Source organism: Mycobacterium sp., from assembly GCF_050701515.1.
Lineage (GTDB): Bacteria > Actinomycetota > Actinomycetes > Mycobacteriales > Mycobacteriaceae > Mycobacterium.
Map to the genome: position 1 here is coordinate 1 of NZ_JBOGDB010000173.1, position 17,350 is coordinate 17,350.

Sequence of the window (17,350 nt, forward strand, 5' to 3'; positions counted from 1 at the left end):
GGGTGCCGGTGCGCCCGGCGGGGGTGGTGGGGGTGCCGGTGCGCCCGGCGGGGGTGGAGGTGCGTTCGGGTCCGGCGGCGGCGCCTGTATGAACGTGTTGCCTGGCGGGGGCGGTGGTGGTGGCGGCGTCGGTTCCGGGTCGGCGTGTGCCACGGTCGGCAGCGCAATCGCCACTGCCGTGGCACCGGTCAGCGCGGCCATCGCCAGCGTCTTCGCGCGGCGCTTGCGGTGTTCGGGGTTCGCGTCCGACTGCTCCATGGTGACGAAACTACCGTGTTACCGCCGTGACGCAAGTGTGGGGTGGGGTAGATCGGGACGGCCTTGCCCGCCGTTACCGGCGCGCCGCGACGGTGACTTCGGCGGCCTTGACCGAGAAGTAGACGCGCTCCCCCGGCGCCAACCGCAGCTCCGCGGCCGACTCCGCGGTGATGTCGGCGGCCAGTCCGTGCGCACCATCCGGCTGCTCGTCGGCGCGTACCCGAATCGACGGCCCGCCGCTGTCCAGCTCGGCCACCGTCACCTCCAGCGTGTTTCTCGGGCTCCCGTGGGGCTTGTCGCGGTACACGGCGACAGCGGCCGGTGTGAACACCGCGACGGCAGCATCCCCAACCACCACGTCGGGCTCGGGGTTGCCATGCCAGGCTGAGCCCCATTCGGTATTGAGCACGCCACCCGGTCCGGCGATGCCGCTGACTAGGTTCACTCCGGCAAACCGCGCCCCGAAGCGACTGCGCGGTGCCGCCAATACCGCTGCCGTTGAACCGGTTTCGACGACCGTGCCAGATTCCAGGACGAGCACCCGATCGGCCAGGGTGAGCACATCGAGCAGGTCATGGGTGATCAGCACCGCGGAACGGCTAGCACGGGTTAGTATGCCGCGCAACAACTTTCGCATCGCGGTGGCAGCGGCCACATCGAGGCCGGCCAGCGGCTCGTCGAGCATCAACACGTCGGGGTCAGCGGCCAGTGCCCGTGCCAGCGCGACACGCTGGGCCTGGCCACCCGACAGCTGTCGGGGCATCCGATCGGCCAGATCGGCGGCATCGACCTGAGCCAGCCAGTGCGCGGCGAGTGCGCGGGAATCGCGGCGCCCTAGCCCGCGACGACGGCTACGCGGCGCGAAAGCCACATTGGTCGCGACGCTCAGGTGCGGGAACAGCAGCGGCTCCTGCAGCAACAGCCCGACCCGGCGGGCGTGCGTGGGGACGAACACGCCGGCCGTGGTGTCGGTGAGCACCCGGTCGCCCAGCCGGACCACACCGCTGTCCGGTCGCACCAGGCCGGCGATCACCTGCAGAGCGGTGGATTTTCCCGCGCCGTTGGGTCCCAACACGGCCAGCGTTTCACCCGCGGCCACCTCGAATTCGATGTCCACTCCCCGCCGAGGGACCACGGCGCGCAACCACAGGTCGCTCATGGCGTGCTACCAGCCATTCGCGGCTCCCGCCCGCAGCCTGCGGGCGCCCAGACCGAGCACGACCACGGCGGCCACCACGACCAGCAGGACCGACAGCGCCACCGCCGCATCGGCGTCGGCTTCGCGCTGCAGATAGATCTCCAGCGGCAGCGTCCGGGTGACACCCTCGCGCGACCCGGCGAAGGTCAGCGTTGCCCCGAACTCACCGAGCGAGCGGGCGAACGCCAGCACCGACCCGGATATGAGCCCCGGCGCCAGCAGCGGCAGCGTCACTCGCCACCAAACCGTGGTGGGCCGGGCACCCAGCGTCGCGGCCGCCACCTCATAGTCGCCGCCCGCGGTGCGAGCCGCACCTTCGAGCGCAATGACCAGGAACGGCAGCGACACGAAGGTCTGCGCCAGCACGACTGCCGTTGTGGTGAAAGCGATTTGAATGCCAGCGGCGTCCAGGTACTGACCGACCAGCCCGAGCCGGCCAAACGCGTAGAGCAACGCGATGCCGCCCACCACCGGCGGCAGCACGAGCGGCAACAGGATCAGTGGTCGCATGATCCGCACCGACCGGGCCTCGCTGCGGGCCAGCACCAGCGCCATCGGTACCCCGAACAGCAGGCACAGTGCGGTGCTGGCGGCCGCGGTTTTCAGGCTGAGCCCAAGAGCGGTCAGCGAGGAGTGACTGGTGATCAGCGACCAGAACTGCGGCCAGTCCACCTTGGCGGCCACGGCGACGAGGGGCAGTACGACGAACAGTGCCCCGATGGCGGCCGGGACGTAGATCCAGCGAGGCAATCCTGTTGAGGCGGTCACGGTTTTCCGAAACCGGCCCGGCTGAGGATCCGCTGGCCCGTATCGCCGGTGGCCAGGTCGACGAACTTGTTCGCCAGGTCTGCCTCGGGCGCACCCTTGAGCACCGCGATCGGGTAGGTGTTGACCGCGCCCACGGCTTCGGCGAACCGCACCGTCGTCACCTTCTCCCCGGCGCCGAGTGCGTCGGTGACATACACCAGCCCCGCGTCGGCCTGGCCACTGGTCACCTTGTTCAGCACGTCGGTGACCGACGACTCCTCGCTGACCGGGGCGAGCCGGACGTCGGTGCTGTCCTCGATGCGCTGGGTCGCCGAACCGCACGGGACGGCCGGCGCGCAAACCACGACCGCCAAGCCAGGCCGGTTCAGGTCCGTGAACGAGGTGATGTGCTTCGGGTTACCCGGTGCGGTGGCGATGACCAGGGTGTTCGACGCGAAGGTGACCGGGTCTGCCGCCAGCAGCCCGGCCGAGGCGGCCTTGTCCATGTTCTTGGTGTCGGCCGAGGCGAACACGTCGGCGGTGGCGCCATGGGTCAGCTGGGTGACGAGGTCGCTGGAGCCGGCGAAGCTGAAGTCGACCGACGCGCCGGGATTGTCGGCCTTGAAGCGCTCGCCGATCGCGGTGAACGACTTCTGCAACGACGCCGCGGCGAACACCACGATCGACCGCGACGCCCTCGCGGAGTGACAGGCGGTCAGGCCCGCCACCAGCACCGTCGACGCCAAGACAACGAGCCCGGCCATCCGCCTCATGCGCACGACCCTAGGACACGCCGCTGATCGTGTCGGGATCGTTTCCATGCCGAGTTTCGCCAGATAGCTACTGTCCAGTAACATCGTCGGTTGATCGGCGCCACCACGGCCGGAAATCCCAGGGACCGCGGTGTTGGTGTGCCACGATCAGCGGAACACGAGGAGGGCATGGCGATGGAGGTGCTGGTCACCGGGGGCGACACCGAGCTGGGCCGCACGATCGCGGAGAGCTTCCGCGACGCGGGCCACAAAGTGGTGATCGCCGGCTCCCGCCGCGACGACCTCGAGGTCGCTGCCAAGGAACTCGACGTGGACGCGATCGTCTGCGACAGCACCGACCCCGCGAGCCTCGAAGAGGCGCGTGGCCTGTTCCCGCACCACCTCGATGCCATCGTCAACGTGCCCGCCCCGTTGTGGGAGGCCGGCGACCCGCGCACCTACACCCTGACCGACCACGCATCGGCGTGGCGCAACGCGCTGGACGCGACGATGCTCTCGACCGTGCTGACCGTGCAGATCGTCGGAGATCACCTGCGCTCCGGCGGATCGATCGTCAGCGTCGTGCCGGAGAATCCGCGCGACGGCAGCGCCGATGCGGCGATCAAGGCGGCCATGTCGAACTGGACCGCCGGGCAGGCCAGCCACTTCGGCACCCGCGGCATCACCGTGAACGCCGTCGCATCCGGCCGTAGTGCTCAGGAGGGCTATGCCGGCCTGGGCAGCTCGGCTCCCGTCGCGGCCGAGATCGCGCGGTTGGCGCTGTTCTTGAGCACACCTGCCGCGCGCCACATCACCGGGCAGACAATGCATGTCAGTCACGGCGCGCTCGCCAACCTGGGATAACGCCGGCAGTCCTTGGCGTCGCCGATCGCTAGTGTTGATCAGGTGACGATTCGACTCGGACTTCAGATCAACAACTTCTCCTACGGCACCGGCGTTGCCGAGCTCTATCCCACCGTCATTGCGCAGGCTCAGGAGGCCGAGGCCGCCGGTTTCGACTCCGTCTTCGTGATGGACCACTTCTACCAACTGCCCGGCCTGGGAACGCCGGATCAGCCGATGCTGGAGGCGTATACGGCGCTGGGTGGCCTGGCGACGGCCACCGAACGCATTCAGCTGGGCACCCTGGTCACCGGCAACACGTATCGCAATCCCACCCTGCTGGCCAAGGCGATCACGACGCTGGACGTGATGAGCCAAGGCCGGGCGATCCTGGGCATCGGCACCGGGTGGTTCGAGCTGGAACATGACCAACTCGGCTTCGAGTTCGGCACCTTCACCGATCGCTTCAACAAGCTTGGTGAAGCTCTTCAGATCATCCTGCCGATGATCAAGGGCGAGCGGCCGACGTTCTCCGGCACGTATTACCGGACCACCGAGGCGATGGCCAATCCTCACCTACGCGACCACATTCCGCTGATGATCGGAGGCAGCGGTGAGAAGAAGACGTTCCCGCTCGCCGCGCGTTATTTCGACCACCTCAATGTGATGGCGGGCTTCGACGAACTGGCCGCCAAAGTGAAGGTGGTGAAGCAGCGCTGCGAGGAGATCGGGCGGGACCCGTCCTCATTGGAAACCAGCATGCTCGTCGGCGCGTTGGTCGACGAGAACCTCGGCCCCGATCAGATCCCGGATGAGCACAAACAACGGGTGGTCGCCGGGAGGCCGGACCAGATAGCCGAGCAGATCAAGACGAAGGTGCTCGATGCCGGGATCGACAGCGTGATCATCCACGTGCCCACGCACATCCTGGGCTACCAGCCCGGCATGATCGCCGGCGCGGGCGAGGCGCTGAGGCCGCTCGTCGGGGGCTAAACGCGCTGTGACGTGGCAAATCTCACGAAGATGGCCGTTACCGAAGAGATGCGGGCGACTACGGTAGACGCTGTAGTGAATGTGAAGACCTTCGAGGAGCAGCTAATGAGCCACCCCGGAGCGACCCGATCTGACCGGCACAAGGTTGTCGTCATTGGATCCGGCTTCGGTGGCTTGACGGCGACCAAGGCCCTCAAGCGTGCCGACGTCGACATCAAGATAGTCGCCAAGACCACCCACCATCTGTTCCAGCCGCTGCTGTACCAGGTGGCGACCGGCATCATCGCCTCGGGTGAGATTGCGCCGCCCACCCGGATGATTCTGCGCAAGCAGAAGAATGCTCAGGTGCTGCTGGGCGAAGTCACCCACGTCGACTTGGCGAATACGACCGTCAAGTCCGAACTGCTCGGTCACACCTACATCACCCCGTACGACACCCTGATCATCGCCGCGGGTGCCGGCCAGTCCTACTTCGGCAACGACCACTTCGCCGAGTGGGCGCCCGGCATGAAGACGATCGACGACGCGCTGGAGCTGCGTGGCCGGATTCTGGGCGCCTTCGAGCAGGCCGAGCGGTCCAGCGACCCCGAGCGGCGAGACAAGCTCCTCACCTTCACTGTGGTGGGAGCCGGGCCGACGGGTGTGGAGATGGCCGGACAGATCGCCGAGCTGGCCGACCATACGCTCAAAGGCGCGTTCCGGCACATCGATTCGACCAAGGCGCGGGTGATCCTGCTCGACGCGGCACCCGGCGTGTTGCCGCCGATGGGTGAGAAGCTCGGCAAGAAGGCACAGGCCCGGCTGGAGAAGATGGGCGTCGAGATCCAGCTCGGTGCAATGGTCACCGACGTCGACCGCAACGGCCTGACGGTGAAGGACTCCGACGGCACCATTCGCCGCATCGAATCGGCAACCAAGGTGTGGTCGGCCGGAGTGTCGGCCAGCCCGCTCGGCCGCGACCTTGCCGAGCAGTCCGAGGTAGAAATCGACCGGGCGGGACGGGTCAAGGTACTGCCCGATCTCTCCGTCCCCGGTTACCCAAATGTGTTCGTGGTCGGCGATATGGCCGCGGTCGACGGAGTGCCCGGCATGGCGCAGGGTGCGATCCAGGGCGGCAAGTACGTCGCGCAGGCCATCAAGGCCGAGCTGAGAGGCGCCAACCCCGCCGAACGCGAACCGTTCCAGTACTTCGACAAGGGTTCGATGGCGACGGTGTCGCGCTTTTCCGCGGTGGCCAAGATCGGCCCACTGGAGTTCGGCGGGTTCATCGCCTGGCTGGCGTGGCTGGTGTTGCACCTGGTATACCTGGTCGGATTCCGGCGCAAGATCACCACATTGCTGTCCTGGACGGTGACCTTCCTGTCCACCGCGCGCGGGAATCTCAACATCACCGAGCAGCAGGCCTACGCCCGCACCAGGATCGAGGAGCTGGAGGAGATCGCCGCGGCCGTCGAAGGCGAAAAGGCGGCGAGCTAATCGGCCGAGATGTTCTGCAGCCGCACCTGACCCCGGGCGACGACGCGGTCGTTCTCGTCGGTGATCGTGGTCAGCCACAGTTGTTGGCGGCGGCCGCGGTGGATCGGCGTCGCGACGGCGTAGACCGTGCCGCCGCCGATGGCCCGCAGGAAATCGGTGTTGTTGTTGACCCCCACGACAGTGCCGCCGCCGTTTTCGGAAAACCACACATGCCCGCAGATGCTGGCCAGGCTTTCGATGATCGCGCAGTAGACGCCACCGTGCACGATGCCCCATGGCTGCAGCAGCCTGTCGTGGATATCGAGGCGGGCGCGGCCCTCGTCTGCACTGACGCCCAGGTACGTCAGGCCTATTTCGCTGTCGAATCCCTTGCCCAAGTCGGGTAGCGGCGCAGATGGCACGACATTGTGTCTACACGCCGGGATCCGACAACCACGCGTTGGGGCTTCGCGTTACCGTCGGGCATGGCCAAAACCGTCAAGGAATTCATCGAAGCCGCCAATGCCGTCGTTCCGCGAATCACGCCGGCTCAGGCACAAGAGAAGATCGCCGAGGGCAACGCGCTGGTGGTCGACGTGCGCGACGCCCCCGAGGTGGAGAAAAGCGGCAAGGTCGCGGGTGCCGTTCATGTCCCGCGCGGAATGCTCGAGTTCAGGGCCGACCCGGAGTCGCCTTACCATGACCAGCATTTCGCCAAGGACAAGACCGTGATCGTGTACTGCGCCTCCGGCGGCCGTTCGGCACTGTCCGGACAGGCGCTCAAGGAAATGGGGTACGGCGAGGTCTACAACATGGGCGGCTTCGGTGACTGGGCGGACAGCGGCGGCGCCGTCGACAAGTAACAGGCGTGATCATCCACCTACAAATGTGGGCGGGCCCCGCAAGCTGCTGGCGCGGGACCCGCCCTCGAGGGGACCGGGGGTCTCTGCAGCCCTCAGGACTCCGGCGCGGTCCGTTAGCCTCGATGCTCAAAGGATAGGCAAGGCTGCCCTAATTAAGCAAGCCCTTCGCTTCCCGCGGCCGGGTCCCGCCGCGCACCGGCAGACCGAAGCCCACCAGCGCGTCGAGCACCGCCTGCCCGCGACGCATGCTGGTCAGCTCGCTGGACCTGGCCAGCAGCGGAACGTGCGTGGCGGCTCCCACCACGGCGGCGCCGACGATGTGCCACATGGACGACAGCGAGATCGCCCCGTCGCTGATGTCAAAGAGCTTGGCGAACAACGGTTCCAGCGCACGGTGGCTGCGGTGTGCGACCCAGGTTGTCAGCGCCGCTTCACTGGGTAGGCGCACCACCCCGTCGCGCGCGTAGTGCGCGGCGCCGGCCTCGCCACGGTCGCCGAAGAACGGGTCATTGGGCAGCACCCGCAGCGTCGGATCGACCACGCCGACCCAGTCGATCGCGCCCTCGGAGTCCACGTGCACCCAGAGGTTTTCCAGGCCGGTGTCCCAGGCCCGGCCCTCCAGCACGACAAGCGGAACCGCTCGCCCGATGACGACGTGGGCCAGGGTGGCCGCGAGCTGTTGGGCGGCGGCCACGCCGCTATCCATCTCCAATGCGGCTATGTCGAACATGGTGTGCAGCCGGTCGGTGCTGAGCGCCTCGGCCAGCGGCCACCACCGGCGCCGCGACAAGTCCGACATCACCGCGACGCCGTACACCCGTGGGCATTCGGGATAGAGCTCGCGCAGCCGTCGGCTGGACTCGTGCAGCGGCAGGTTCCGCGTGATTGCCATGCCCGCGATGAGCGGGTCGTCGACCAAGACCGTCATGACACCTCCAGCAAGTTAGGTTAGCCTTACTATAGTGTGCACCAAGAAGCGGGCTACCCCCTGTGACTGGACTCACACGCAGCTGGCGAGCCCCGGAGAGTCGTTCCTGGTCGGATACGACGCACCGTAGTAACGCCGTAGTACCCTTAGATCAACGCTCTCGGGAGATGAACGGAACATGGCCAAAGTGACGCGTCTAGGCGATCTGGAGCGCGCCGTGATGGACCACCTATGGTCGGCACGCGAGCCCCAAACCGTGCGCCAGGTCCACGAGGCGCTGTCGGCCCGTCGCGACTTGGCCTACACCACGATCATGACCGTGCTGCAGCGGCTGGCCAAGAAGAACCTTGTCGTCCAGCACCGCGACGACCGAGCGCATCGGTACGCGCCCGTGCACGGGCGCGACGAGCTGGTCGCCGGGCTGATGGTCGACGCGCTCGACCAGGCCGCGGACTCGGGCGGCCGAGAAGCCGCGCTCGTCCACTTCGTCGAGCAGGTTGGCGCCGACGAGGCGGCCGCGCTGCGGCGCGCGCTGGCCGAGCTGGAGACCAAGCACGGCGTGCCGCCACCCGCTGGCGGTCCGGGCACTCCCTGAGGGACACTGACAGCGTGTCCGCGCTGGCCTTCACCATCGTCGCGCTGCTCCTGGTCGGACCCGTACCGGCCCTGCTGGCCCGTGCGTCATGGCCGATGCGCGCGCCGCGGGCCGCGGTCGTGCTCTGGCAGGCCATCGCGCTGGCGGCGGTGCTCTCCGCGTTCAGCGCGGGCATCGCGATCGCCAGCCGGCTGTTCGTGCCGGGTCACGACGGCCGGCCGACCGCGACGATCACCAGTGAGATCGCGGTCCTCGGCTGGCCACTGTGGCTGCTCTACGTGGTGGTGTTGGCACTCACCCTCGTCGTCGGTGCCCGGTTGGTGATCGCGGTGCTGCAGGTCGCCATCGCCACCCGCCGCCGCCGGGCGCATCACCGGATGCTGGTCGACCTGCTCGGGAAGTCGCACCACACCGTGCCCGTCCAGCCCTGCACGCAGGCCCATGACCTGCGCATCCTCGATGTCAAGCAGCCGCTGGCCTACTGCCTGCCCGGTGTCCGCAGCCGGGTGGTGGTCAGCGAGGGAACGCTGACCATCCTGTCGGACACCGAGGTCACCGCCATCCTCAGCCACGAGCGGGCACACCTGCGGGCCCGCCACGACCTGGTGCTGGAAATGTTCACCGCGGTGCACGCCGCCTTCCCGCGCTTCGTCCGCAGCGCCAGCGCGCTGGACGCCGTCCGGCTGCTCATCGAACTGCTCGCCGACGACTCCGCGGTGCGCGCCACCGGCCCCACTCCCCTGGCGCGCGCCCTGGTCGCGTGCGCGTCCGGTCGTACCCCGTCGGGCGCGCTGGCCGCCGGCGGCCCGACCACCGTGCTGCGGGTGCGGCGCCTCGGTGGCCGCGGCAACAGCCTCGTGCTGGGAGTGACCGCCTATCTCGCCGCGGCCGCGGTACTCGTGGTTCCCACCGTCGCGCTGGCGGTGCCGTGGCTGACCGAATTACATCGACTATTCGTCGCGTAGCCGACATTTGTCGAAGCCCCTGTGCCACAACAAAACAACGAAAGGCCGTCCGAATGACCTCGTCTGAAACCTCCGCCTCCGGCACCGTCGGCACCGCTCAGATCGGTGTCACCGGCTTGGCGGTGATGGGGTCCAACATCGCCCGAAACTTCGCCCGGCACGGCTACACGGTCGCGCTGCACAACCGTTCGATCGCCAAGACCGACGCGTTACTCGCCGAGCACGGTTCGGAAGGCAAGTTCGTCCGCAGCGAGATCATCGCGGAATTCCTTGCCGCGCTGGAGAAACCGCGCCGGGTGCTGATCATGGTGAAGGCCGGTGACCCGACCGACGCCGTCATCAACGAGCTCGCCGAGGCGATGGAGAAAGGCGACATCATCATCGACGGCGGCAACGCGCTCTACACCGACACCATTCGCCGCGAGAAGGCCATGCGGGAACGTGGCTTGCACTTCGTCGGCGCCGGCATCTCCGGCGGCGAAGAGGGCGCACTGAACGGACCGTCGATCATGCCGGGCGGGCCCGCCGAGTCGTACAAGTCGCTGGGCCCGCTGCTCGAAGAGATCTCCGCGCACGTCGACGGTGTGCCCTGCTGCACCCACATCGGCCCCGATGGAGCAGGTCATTTCGTGAAAATGGTGCACAACGGCATCGAGTACTCCGACATGCAGCTCATCGGCGAGGCCTACCAACTGCTGCGCGACGGTCTCGGCAAGTCCGCGGCCGAGATCGCCGACGTCTTCGACGAGTGGAACAAGGGCGACCTCGACAGCTTCCTCGTTGAGATCACCGCGCAGGTGCTGCGTCAGACCGACGCCAAGACCGGCAAGCCGCTCGTCGACGTGATCCTCGACGAGGCCGAGCAGAAGGGCACCGGCCGCTGGACGGTGAAGTCCGCGCTCGATCTTGGTGTGCCGGTCACCGGCATCGCCGAGGCGGTGTTCGCCCGCGCGCTGTCCGGTTCGGTCACGCAGCGAAAGGCCACCACCGGCCTGGCGTCGGGTGACCTCGGCGAAAAGCCCAGCGACGCTGAGAAGTTCACCGAGGACGTCCGCCAAGCGCTGTATGCGTCGAAGATCATCGCGTATGCGCAGGGCTTCAACCAGATCCAGACGGGCAGCGCCGAGTATGACTGGGGCATCACCCCAGGCGACCTCGCCACCATCTGGCGCGGCGGTTGCATCGTCCGGGCGAAGTTCCTCAACCGCATCAAGGAGGCGTACGACTCCGACCCGGATCTGGCCACCCTGATCGTGGCGCCATACTTCCGCAGCGCCATCGAGGCGGCCATCGACGGCTGGCGGCGCGTCGTCGTCACCGCCACCCAGCTCGGTATCCCGATCCCCGGTTTCAGCTCAGCGCTGTCCTACTACGACGCGCTGCGCACCGAGCGACTGCCCGCCGCCCTTACCCAGGGACTCCGGGATTTCTTCGGTGCGCACACCTACGGCCGCGTCGACGCCGACCCCGGCAAGAAGTTCCACACGCTGTGGAGCGGAGACCGCAGCGAAGTAGAAGCCTAGGCTGGTTGGTGTGCGTTTCCTGGAAGGCCACCCACCGCCCTATGACCTGACCTACAACGACGTCTTCATCGTTCCCGGTCGGTCGGAGGTGACCTCGCGGTTCGACGTCGACCTGTCCACATCTGACGGGTCGGGCACCACCATCCCCATGGTGATCGCCAACATGACCGCGGTGGCCGGACGTCGGATGGCCGAGACGATGGCCCGTCGCGGCGGCATCGTTGTTCTGCCACAAGATCTTCCGATCGTCGCAGTGCAGCAGACGGTGGACTTCGTCAAGAGCCGTGACCTGGTCGTCGACACCCCGGTGACCCTGATGCCCGACGATTCGGTGTCCGACGCCATCGCGTTGATCCACAAACGGGCACACGGCGCGGCGGTAATGGTGTTCGAGGGGCGGCCCATCGGCCTGGTCACCGAGGCCAACTGCGTCGGGGTGGACCGATTCACCAGGGTGCGCGACGTGGCGGTATCCGACTTCGTCACCGCGCCGGTGGGCACCGAACCCCGCAAGGTGTTCGACCTGCTCGAACACGCGCCGATCGACGTGGCGGTGTTGACCGAAGCGGACGGCACCCTCTCCGGTGTGCTCACCCGCACCGGGGCGATCCGCGCCGGCCTCTACACCCCCGCCGTCGACGCACGCGGACGACTGCGGATCGCGGCGGCGGTCGGCATCAACGGTGACGTCGGGGCGAAGGCCCGGGCGCTGGCCGAGGCCGGCATCGACCTTCTGGTGATCGACACCGCACACGGTCATCAGGTCAAGATGCTTGACGCGATCAAGGCGGTGTCATCGCTGGACCTCGGGCTTCCGCTGGCCGCGGGCAACGTGGTGTCGGCCGAGGGCACCCGCGACTTGATCAGCGCCGGCGCGTCGATCGTCAAGGTCGGCGTCGGGCCCGGCGCCATGTGCACCACCCGGATGATGACCGGTGTTGGCCGTCCCCAATTCTCGGCCGTGGTCGAATGTGCTACCGCGGCAAGACAACTCGGCGCGCACGTGTGGGCGGACGGCGGGGTGCGCCATCCCCGCGACGTGGCGCTGGCCCTCGCTGCGGGGGCGTCGAACGTGATGATCGGCTCATGGTTCGCCGGCACCTACGAGTCGCCGGGAGACTTGATGCGCGACCGCGAGGACCAGCCGTACAAGGAGAGCTACGGCATGGCATCGAAGCGCGCGATAGCCGCGCGGACCGCCGCGGACAACCAGTTCGACCGGGCCCGCAAAGCGTTGTTCGAGGAAGGCATTTCGACGTCACGGATGGGCCTGGACCCGTCCCGCGGCGGTGTGGAGGATCTCCTCGACCACATCACCTCCGGGATCCGCAGCACATGCACGTATGTCGGTGCCGCGACGATCGCCGAGCTGCATGAGAAGGTCGTGCTCGGTGTCCAGTCGGCGGCCGGGTACGCCGAGGGCCACCCGCTGCCGACCGGCTGGTAGATCGGTTGATCCGGCGCGACGGGCTACCATAGGCCTTTCATCATGGCCGCTAGCGAAGGGGAACCCGTGCCGCAGGCACCCGTCGAGGCCGAGGGCTTCCGGGCCGAGCGGCTTTCGGACGAGCCCGACGCCGAGCCCTGTTCTAGTCGGCCGGGCAGACGGCCCGGCGACGATCCCACGAGAACCCGATGAGCGTCGGCTATACGCTGCTCAGCCTGCTGGCGATCGTGGTGCTCACCGCGGGCACCGCCCTGTTCGTCGCGGCCGAGTTCTCGCTGACGGCACTGGAGCGAAGCACCGTAGAGGCCAATGCCCGCAGTGGCGACCGCCGGGACGAATTCGTCCGGCGTGCCCACCGCACCCTGTCCTTTCAGCTGTCCGGCGCTCAGGTGGGTATCTCGATCACCACGTTGGCGACCGGCTATCTGGCGGAACCGGTCGTCGCCCGCCTGCTGGAACCCGGCCTGACCGCCCTCGGCATTCCCGACAACGTCACGCACGGTGTCGCGTTGTTTCTGTCGTTGCTCATCGTCACCTCGGTGTCGATGGTCTTCGGCGAGCTGGTGCCGAAGAACTTGGCCGTTGCCCGGCCGGTGCCGACCGCGCGGGCCGCCGCGGGCCCGCAGTGGCTGTTCTCGCTTCTGTTGACGCCGCTGATCCGACTCACCAACGGCACCGCCAATTGGATTCTCCGCCGACTCGGCATCGAGCCGGCCGAGGAGCTGCGGTCGGCCCGCTCGCCCCAGGAGCTGGTATCGCTGGTGCGCACCTCGGCGCGCAGCGGGTCGCTTGACCCGGTCACCGCGGCGTTGGTGGACCGCTCTCTGCGGTTCGGCGCGCGGACCGCCGAGGAGCTGATGTCACCGCGTTCGAAGATCGAGGCACTCCAGGCCGAAGACACCGTTGGCGACCTGCTGACCATGGCGATCGAGACAGGCTACTCCCGGTTCCCGGTGGTGCAGGGCGACCTCGACGAGACGACCGGCATGGTCCACGTCAAACAGGTTTTCGCGGTGCCGCACGACGAGCGTGCCCGCACCCGGCTGGCGACGCTGGCGGTTCCGGTCCAGGTGGTGCCCTCCACGCTCGACGGTGACGCGGTGATGGCCCAGGTGCGCACCAGCCCGCTGCAGACGGTGCTGGTGGTCGACGAATACGGCGGCACCGCCGGCATGGTGACCATGGAAGATCTGATCGAAGAGATTGTCGGGGACGTCCGCGACGAACACGACGACGTGACGCCCGATGTGCTGTCGATGGGCAACAACAGCTGGCGCGTGTCGGGACTGCTGCGCATCGACGAAGTGGCCGCCGGAATGGGATTCCGTGCGCCCGAAGGCGAGTACGAAACGATCGGCGGGCTGGTACTTGAGGAGCTGGGTCACATCCCGGAACCCGGCGAGACGGTGGAGCTGAGGGGGTTTGACCCCGATGGACCGCCGGAGGACCCACCTCGGTGGCTCGCGAAGGTGATCCGGATGGACGGCCGGCGCATCGACCTGCTCGAACTCAGCAAGCTCGGCCGCCGAGACGATGCGACAAGGCGGAGCCGCTGATGGGCGACCTACTGGGTGTGCTGCTGACCGTGCTGCTGCTCGGCGCGAACGCGTTCTTTGTCGGGTCCGAGTTCGCGTTGATCTCGGCGCGCCGTGATCGGCTGGAGGCGCTGGCCGAGCAGGGTAAGAAAAGCGCTGTCACCGTCATCCGGGCCGGCGAAAATCTCTCGCTGATGCTGGCCGGCGCGCAACTCGGCATCACGATCTGCTCGATCCTGCTGGGCCGTGTCGGCGAACCGGCTGTCGCGCACCTGCTGGAGAAGCCCTTCGACCTGGCGGGCATACCCGACGCGGTGCTGCACACGGTGTCGTTCTTCGTCGCGCTGGCCATCGTGGTGACCCTGCACGTGCTGCTCGGCGAAATGGTGCCGAAGAACATCGCGATCGCCGGCCCGGAATCGACCGCGATGCTGCTGATCCCGCCGTACCTGGTGTGGATCCGGGTCGCCCGCCCGCTGATCGCGTTCTACAACTGGTGCGCCAACACCACGCTGCGGGCGCTGCGCATCGAACCCAAGGATGAACTCGAGGTCACCGTCTCGACGCTGGAACTCTCCGAGATGATCGCCGAATCGCTGTCCGAAGGCCTGCTCGACCCCGAGGAGCACGGCCGGTTGACCCGCGCGCTGCAGATCCGCAACCGCGTCGTCGACGACGTCGCCATACCGCTGAGCGAGATACGGGCCGTGCCGGTGGCCGCCGAAGGTACCGGACCGACCGTGCGGGCGATCGATCAGGCGCTGGTCGACAGCGGCTACTCCCGTTTCCCGGTCACCGATGCCGCCGGCCGGTTCGTTGGCTATGTGCACATCAAGGACGTTCTGCCATTGGTCGACGATCCGGACGCCGTGGTCGACCTGTCGATGGTCCGGCCGCTGCCGCGGGTGCCCGCGTCGCTGCCCTTGCCGGATGCGCTGTCGCAGTTGCGCCGCCGCAACAGCCACCTGGCGCTGGTGACCGGGACCGATGGCGACGTGATCGCGATGGTGGCGCTGGAGGACCTGGTCGAGGACTTGGTCGGCACCATGCGTGACAGGACGCATCGTGGCTGACGCGGTGCTCGACGAGGCCGACTGGACCGCCCGGGAGCGGGCTCACCGCGACCGGGTGGACCGGTTCCTCGAACCGCACCTGCGGCGTGCGCAAGCCGGTGCGGCCCATCCGGTATGGGATTTCCTGTTCCGCTACTACAGCCTGCGTCCGCGCCAGCTCCGCGTCTGGCATCCCGGCTTCGGCGTGACTCTTGCCGGCGACGCGGCCCGCCGCTACCTGGGCCGCAGCGGCTATGGCAGCGATGGCGCCGGGGTCGCCGTGACCGACGAACACCTGCGGGCCCGGGTCGGCACCGTCCGGTTCATCGCCGGGCTGTTGTCTGCCACGGCCGAGCGCCAACCGCAGCTGAACTGTTTCGGGTTGCACGAGTGGGCGATGGTGTATCGGTCACCGACGGTGCGCCACGACCGGGTGCCGCTGCGGCTCGGGCCTGCCGCAACCGATGCGGTCGTGGAATCAATGCCGTTGCGCTGCAGCCACTTCGACGCGTTCAGATTCTTCACCGACTCAGCACGGCCCAAGAACGTCACCCAGCTCACCCGAGCGGAACAGGTCGCAGAAGAGCAGCCGGGATGTCTGCACGCTGCGATGGATCTATACAAGTGGTCATACAAACTGGGTCCGCTGATCGAATCCGGGTTGCTGCTGGAGTGCCTGGACGTGGCCGCCGACGCCCGTGAGCTCGACATGCGGGCCAGCCCCTACGATCTCACCGCACACGGGTTCACGCCGATCACGATCGAGGAACCCGCCGGGCGTGCGGAATACGTGCGTTGCCAGCGCGTAATCTCCGAGCGCGCGGCACCGCTGCGGCAGGCCCTGAAAGCCCGCTGTGACCTGCTGCTCGCGGCGTCGGTCTGAGCGGGCCGCATATTACTGACGGGTAGGATGAATTGATTGCCCAGCCAAGACGGCAGTGAGGGAGGAACGATGACCGATCGCGTGACGGTGGGGAACTTGCGCGTCGCTCGGGTGCTGTACGACTTCATCAACAACGAAGCACTGCCCGGCACCGATATCGACGCCGACAGCTTCTGGGCGGGCGTAGACAAGGTGGTCACCGACCTGTCGCCGCAGAACCAGGACCTACTGGCGCGCCGCGACGAGCTGCAGGCCCAGATCGACAAATGGCACCGTCACCGCGTCATCGAGCCGATCGACATGGAGGCCTACCAGCAGTTCCTCACCGAAATCGGTTATCTGCAGCCCGAACCCGACGACTTCACCATCACCACCTCCGGCGTCGACGACGAGATCACCACGACCGCCGGCCCGCAGCTGGTGGTGCCCGTGCTCAACGCGCGGTTCGCCCTGAACGCCGCCAACGCGCGGTGGGGCTCGCTGTATGACGCGCTGTACGGCACCGACGTCATCCCGGAGACCGACGGCGCCGAGCAGGGCACGAGTTACAACAAGGTCCGCGGTGACAAGGTCATCGCCTATGCCCGTGGGTTCCTCGACGAGGCCGTGCCGCTGGAGTCGGGGTCATGGACCGACGCCACTGGCTTCCAGATCGACGACGGCCAGTTGCTGGTCACGCTGGGTGACGACCAGTCCACCGGGCTGGCCAGTCCGGAGAAGTTCGCTGGCTACACCGGGGAGCTCGGCTCGCCCGACTGGTCCGTGCTGCTGGTCAACAACGGCCTGCACATCGAGATCCTGATCGACCCAGAGTCCCCCGTCGGCTCCACCGACCGGGCCGGGATCAAGGACGTCGTGCTGGAGTCCGCCGTCACCACGATCATCGACTTCGAGGACGCGGTGGCCGCCGTCGACGCCGACGACAAGACCGCCGCATACCGCAACTGGCTGGGCCTGATGAAGGGTGATTTGGCTGCGGAGGTCATCAAGGACGGCGACACCTTCACCCGCGTTCTCAATGAGGACCGCAGCTACACCACCGCTCGGCCCAATGTCGCCGACGGATCGGCTCCGGAAGATGGTGAGCATTTTACGCTGCCCGGGCGCAGCCTGCTGTTTGTCCGCAACGTCGGTCATCTGATGACCAACGACGCGATCGTCGAGGCCGATGGAGACGAGGTGTATGAGGGCATCCAAGACGCGCTGTTCACCGGCCTGATCGCGATGCACGGGCTGAAGTCCGGCGACGGAAACGGGCCGATGGTGAACAGTCGCACCGGGTCCATCTACATCGTCAAGCCGAAGATGCACGG

Annotated in this window: 18 protein-coding genes and 1 pseudogene; 13 read left to right on the top strand and 6 right to left on the bottom strand. The window is 67.5% G+C overall.

Going from position 1 to position 17,350, the window contains the following annotated elements:
* The 4 genes and pseudogenes from ACRDU5_RS14615 to modA all read right to left on the bottom strand — a co-directional run.
* Nucleotides 1-258 (bottom strand): annotated as a pseudogene (locus tag ACRDU5_RS14615) (hypothetical protein); the annotation flags it as partial.
* Nucleotides 259-331: 73 nt separating this feature from the next.
* A complete protein-coding gene (locus tag ACRDU5_RS14620; protein ID WP_526615307.1) occupies nt 332-1,417 on the bottom strand; it encodes a sulfate/molybdate ABC transporter ATP-binding protein in 1,086 nt (361 codons plus the stop codon).
* A gap of 6 nt (nt 1,418-1,423) precedes the next feature.
* The gene (locus ACRDU5_RS14625; protein ID WP_526615308.1) at nt 1,424-2,224 is read right to left on the bottom strand and encodes an ABC transporter permease; all 801 of its coding nucleotides are present in this window, start codon (nt 2,222-2,224) and stop codon (nt 1,424-1,426) included.
* Nucleotides 2,221-2,976, bottom strand: a complete 756-nt coding sequence (modA, locus tag ACRDU5_RS14630) for a molybdate ABC transporter substrate-binding protein (RefSeq protein ID WP_526615309.1) — start codon at nt 2,974-2,976, stop codon at nt 2,221-2,223. The genes ACRDU5_RS14625 and modA overlap by 4 nt, the downstream gene beginning before the upstream one ends.
* Before the next feature lie 168 nt (nt 2,977-3,144).
* Between modA and ACRDU5_RS14635 the strand changes: the two genes are divergently transcribed.
* From ACRDU5_RS14635 to ndh, 3 genes are all read left to right on the top strand, one after another.
* Complete coding sequence (locus ACRDU5_RS14635) at nt 3,145-3,819, top strand: SDR family oxidoreductase (protein WP_526615327.1); 675 nt, start codon at nt 3,145-3,147, stop codon at nt 3,817-3,819.
* Between the two features lie 42 nt (nt 3,820-3,861).
* Nucleotides 3,862-4,791: an LLM class F420-dependent oxidoreductase gene (locus ACRDU5_RS14640; RefSeq protein WP_526615310.1), complete on the top strand. Its 930-nt coding sequence runs from the start codon at nt 3,862-3,864 to the stop codon at nt 4,789-4,791.
* Between the two features lie 105 nt (nt 4,792-4,896).
* Complete coding sequence (gene ndh / locus ACRDU5_RS14645) at nt 4,897-6,267, top strand: type II NADH:quinone oxidoreductase Ndh (protein WP_526615311.1); 1,371 nt, start codon at nt 4,897-4,899, stop codon at nt 6,265-6,267.
* Here ndh and ACRDU5_RS14650 read toward each other — a convergent pair.
* Nucleotides 6,264-6,668 (bottom strand): PaaI family thioesterase, encoded by a 405-nt coding sequence (locus ACRDU5_RS14650; protein ID WP_526615312.1) that lies wholly within the window; start codon nt 6,666-6,668, stop codon nt 6,264-6,266. The genes ndh and ACRDU5_RS14650 overlap by 4 nt on opposite strands.
* A gap of 63 nt (nt 6,669-6,731) precedes the next feature.
* On the opposite strand from ACRDU5_RS14650, the gene ACRDU5_RS14655 reads away from it, so the two are divergent.
* Nucleotides 6,732-7,109: a rhodanese-like domain-containing protein gene (locus tag ACRDU5_RS14655; RefSeq protein WP_526615313.1), complete on the top strand. Its 378-nt coding sequence runs from the start codon at nt 6,732-6,734 to the stop codon at nt 7,107-7,109.
* A gap of 148 nt (nt 7,110-7,257) precedes the next feature.
* Here the strand turns inward: ACRDU5_RS14655 and ACRDU5_RS14660 are convergent, their stop codons facing one another.
* The gene (locus ACRDU5_RS14660; RefSeq protein ID WP_526615314.1) at nt 7,258-8,037 is read right to left on the bottom strand and encodes an iron reductase; all 780 of its coding nucleotides are present in this window, start codon (nt 8,035-8,037) and stop codon (nt 7,258-7,260) included.
* A gap of 178 nt (nt 8,038-8,215) precedes the next feature.
* Between ACRDU5_RS14660 and ACRDU5_RS14665 the strand changes: the two genes are divergently transcribed.
* The 9 genes from ACRDU5_RS14665 to ACRDU5_RS14705 form a co-directional block, all read left to right on the top strand.
* Complete coding sequence (locus tag ACRDU5_RS14665) at nt 8,216-8,632, top strand: BlaI/MecI/CopY family transcriptional regulator (protein WP_526615316.1); 417 nt, start codon at nt 8,216-8,218, stop codon at nt 8,630-8,632.
* Between the two features lie 14 nt (nt 8,633-8,646).
* Nucleotides 8,647-9,597: a M56 family metallopeptidase gene (locus ACRDU5_RS14670; protein WP_526615317.1), complete on the top strand. Its 951-nt coding sequence runs from the start codon at nt 8,647-8,649 to the stop codon at nt 9,595-9,597.
* A 53-nt stretch (nt 9,598-9,650) separates the two neighbouring features.
* Nucleotides 9,651-11,120: an NADP-dependent phosphogluconate dehydrogenase gene (gnd, locus tag ACRDU5_RS14675; protein WP_526615318.1), complete on the top strand. Its 1,470-nt coding sequence runs from the start codon at nt 9,651-9,653 to the stop codon at nt 11,118-11,120.
* Between the two features lie 10 nt (nt 11,121-11,130).
* Nucleotides 11,131-12,567 carry a GuaB1 family IMP dehydrogenase-related protein gene (locus tag ACRDU5_RS14680; RefSeq protein ID WP_526615319.1) on the top strand — a complete coding sequence of 479 codons (1,437 nt, stop codon included), beginning with the start codon at nt 11,131-11,133 and terminating at the stop codon, nt 12,565-12,567.
* A gap of 66 nt (nt 12,568-12,633) precedes the next feature.
* A complete protein-coding gene (locus ACRDU5_RS14685; protein ID WP_526615321.1) occupies nt 12,634-12,759 on the top strand; it encodes a hypothetical protein in 126 nt (41 codons plus the stop codon).
* Nucleotides 12,756-14,123: a CNNM domain-containing protein gene (locus tag ACRDU5_RS14690; RefSeq protein WP_526615322.1), complete on the top strand. Its 1,368-nt coding sequence runs from the start codon at nt 12,756-12,758 to the stop codon at nt 14,121-14,123. The genes ACRDU5_RS14685 and ACRDU5_RS14690 overlap by 4 nt, the downstream gene beginning before the upstream one ends.
* Complete coding sequence (locus ACRDU5_RS14695) at nt 14,123-15,175, top strand: CBS domain-containing protein (RefSeq protein ID WP_526615324.1); 1,053 nt, start codon at nt 14,123-14,125, stop codon at nt 15,173-15,175. Before ACRDU5_RS14690 ends, ACRDU5_RS14695 begins: the two co-directional genes overlap by 1 nt.
* A complete protein-coding gene (locus ACRDU5_RS14700) occupies nt 15,168-16,037 on the top strand; it encodes a 3-methyladenine DNA glycosylase (RefSeq protein ID WP_526615325.1) in 870 nt (289 codons plus the stop codon). Before ACRDU5_RS14695 ends, ACRDU5_RS14700 begins: the two co-directional genes overlap by 8 nt.
* Nucleotides 16,038-16,106: 69 nt before the next feature.
* Nucleotides 16,107-17,350: malate synthase G (locus tag ACRDU5_RS14705; RefSeq protein WP_526615326.1), on the top strand; the 1,244-nt coding region annotated here is incomplete at its 3' end.

Bases quoted from the DNA above. Each gene is read 5' to 3' on its own strand.
- ACRDU5_RS14620 (WP_526615307.1), bottom strand. From the start codon at position 1,417: ATGAGCGACCTGTGGTTGCGCGCCGTGGTCCCTCGGCGGGGAGTGGAC.
- modA (WP_526615309.1), bottom strand. From the start codon at position 2,976: ATGAGGCGGATGGCCGGGCTCGTTGTCTTGGCGTCGACGGTGCTGGTG.
- ACRDU5_RS14635 (WP_526615327.1), top strand. From the start codon at position 3,145: ATGGCGATGGAGGTGCTGGTCACCGGGGGCGACACCGAGCTGGGCCGC.
- ndh (WP_526615311.1), top strand. From the start codon at position 4,897: ATGAGCCACCCCGGAGCGACCCGATCTGACCGGCACAAGGTTGTCGTC.
- ACRDU5_RS14655 (WP_526615313.1), top strand. From the start codon at position 6,732: ATGGCCAAAACCGTCAAGGAATTCATCGAAGCCGCCAATGCCGTCGTT.
- ACRDU5_RS14660 (WP_526615314.1), bottom strand. From the start codon at position 8,037: ATGACGGTCTTGGTCGACGACCCGCTCATCGCGGGCATGGCAATCACG.
- ACRDU5_RS14665 (WP_526615316.1), top strand. From the start codon at position 8,216: ATGGCCAAAGTGACGCGTCTAGGCGATCTGGAGCGCGCCGTGATGGAC.
- gnd (WP_526615318.1), top strand. From the start codon at position 9,651: ATGACCTCGTCTGAAACCTCCGCCTCCGGCACCGTCGGCACCGCTCAG.
- ACRDU5_RS14690 (WP_526615322.1), top strand. From the start codon at position 12,756: ATGAGCGTCGGCTATACGCTGCTCAGCCTGCTGGCGATCGTGGTGCTC.
- ACRDU5_RS14695 (WP_526615324.1), top strand. From the start codon at position 14,123: ATGGGCGACCTACTGGGTGTGCTGCTGACCGTGCTGCTGCTCGGCGCG.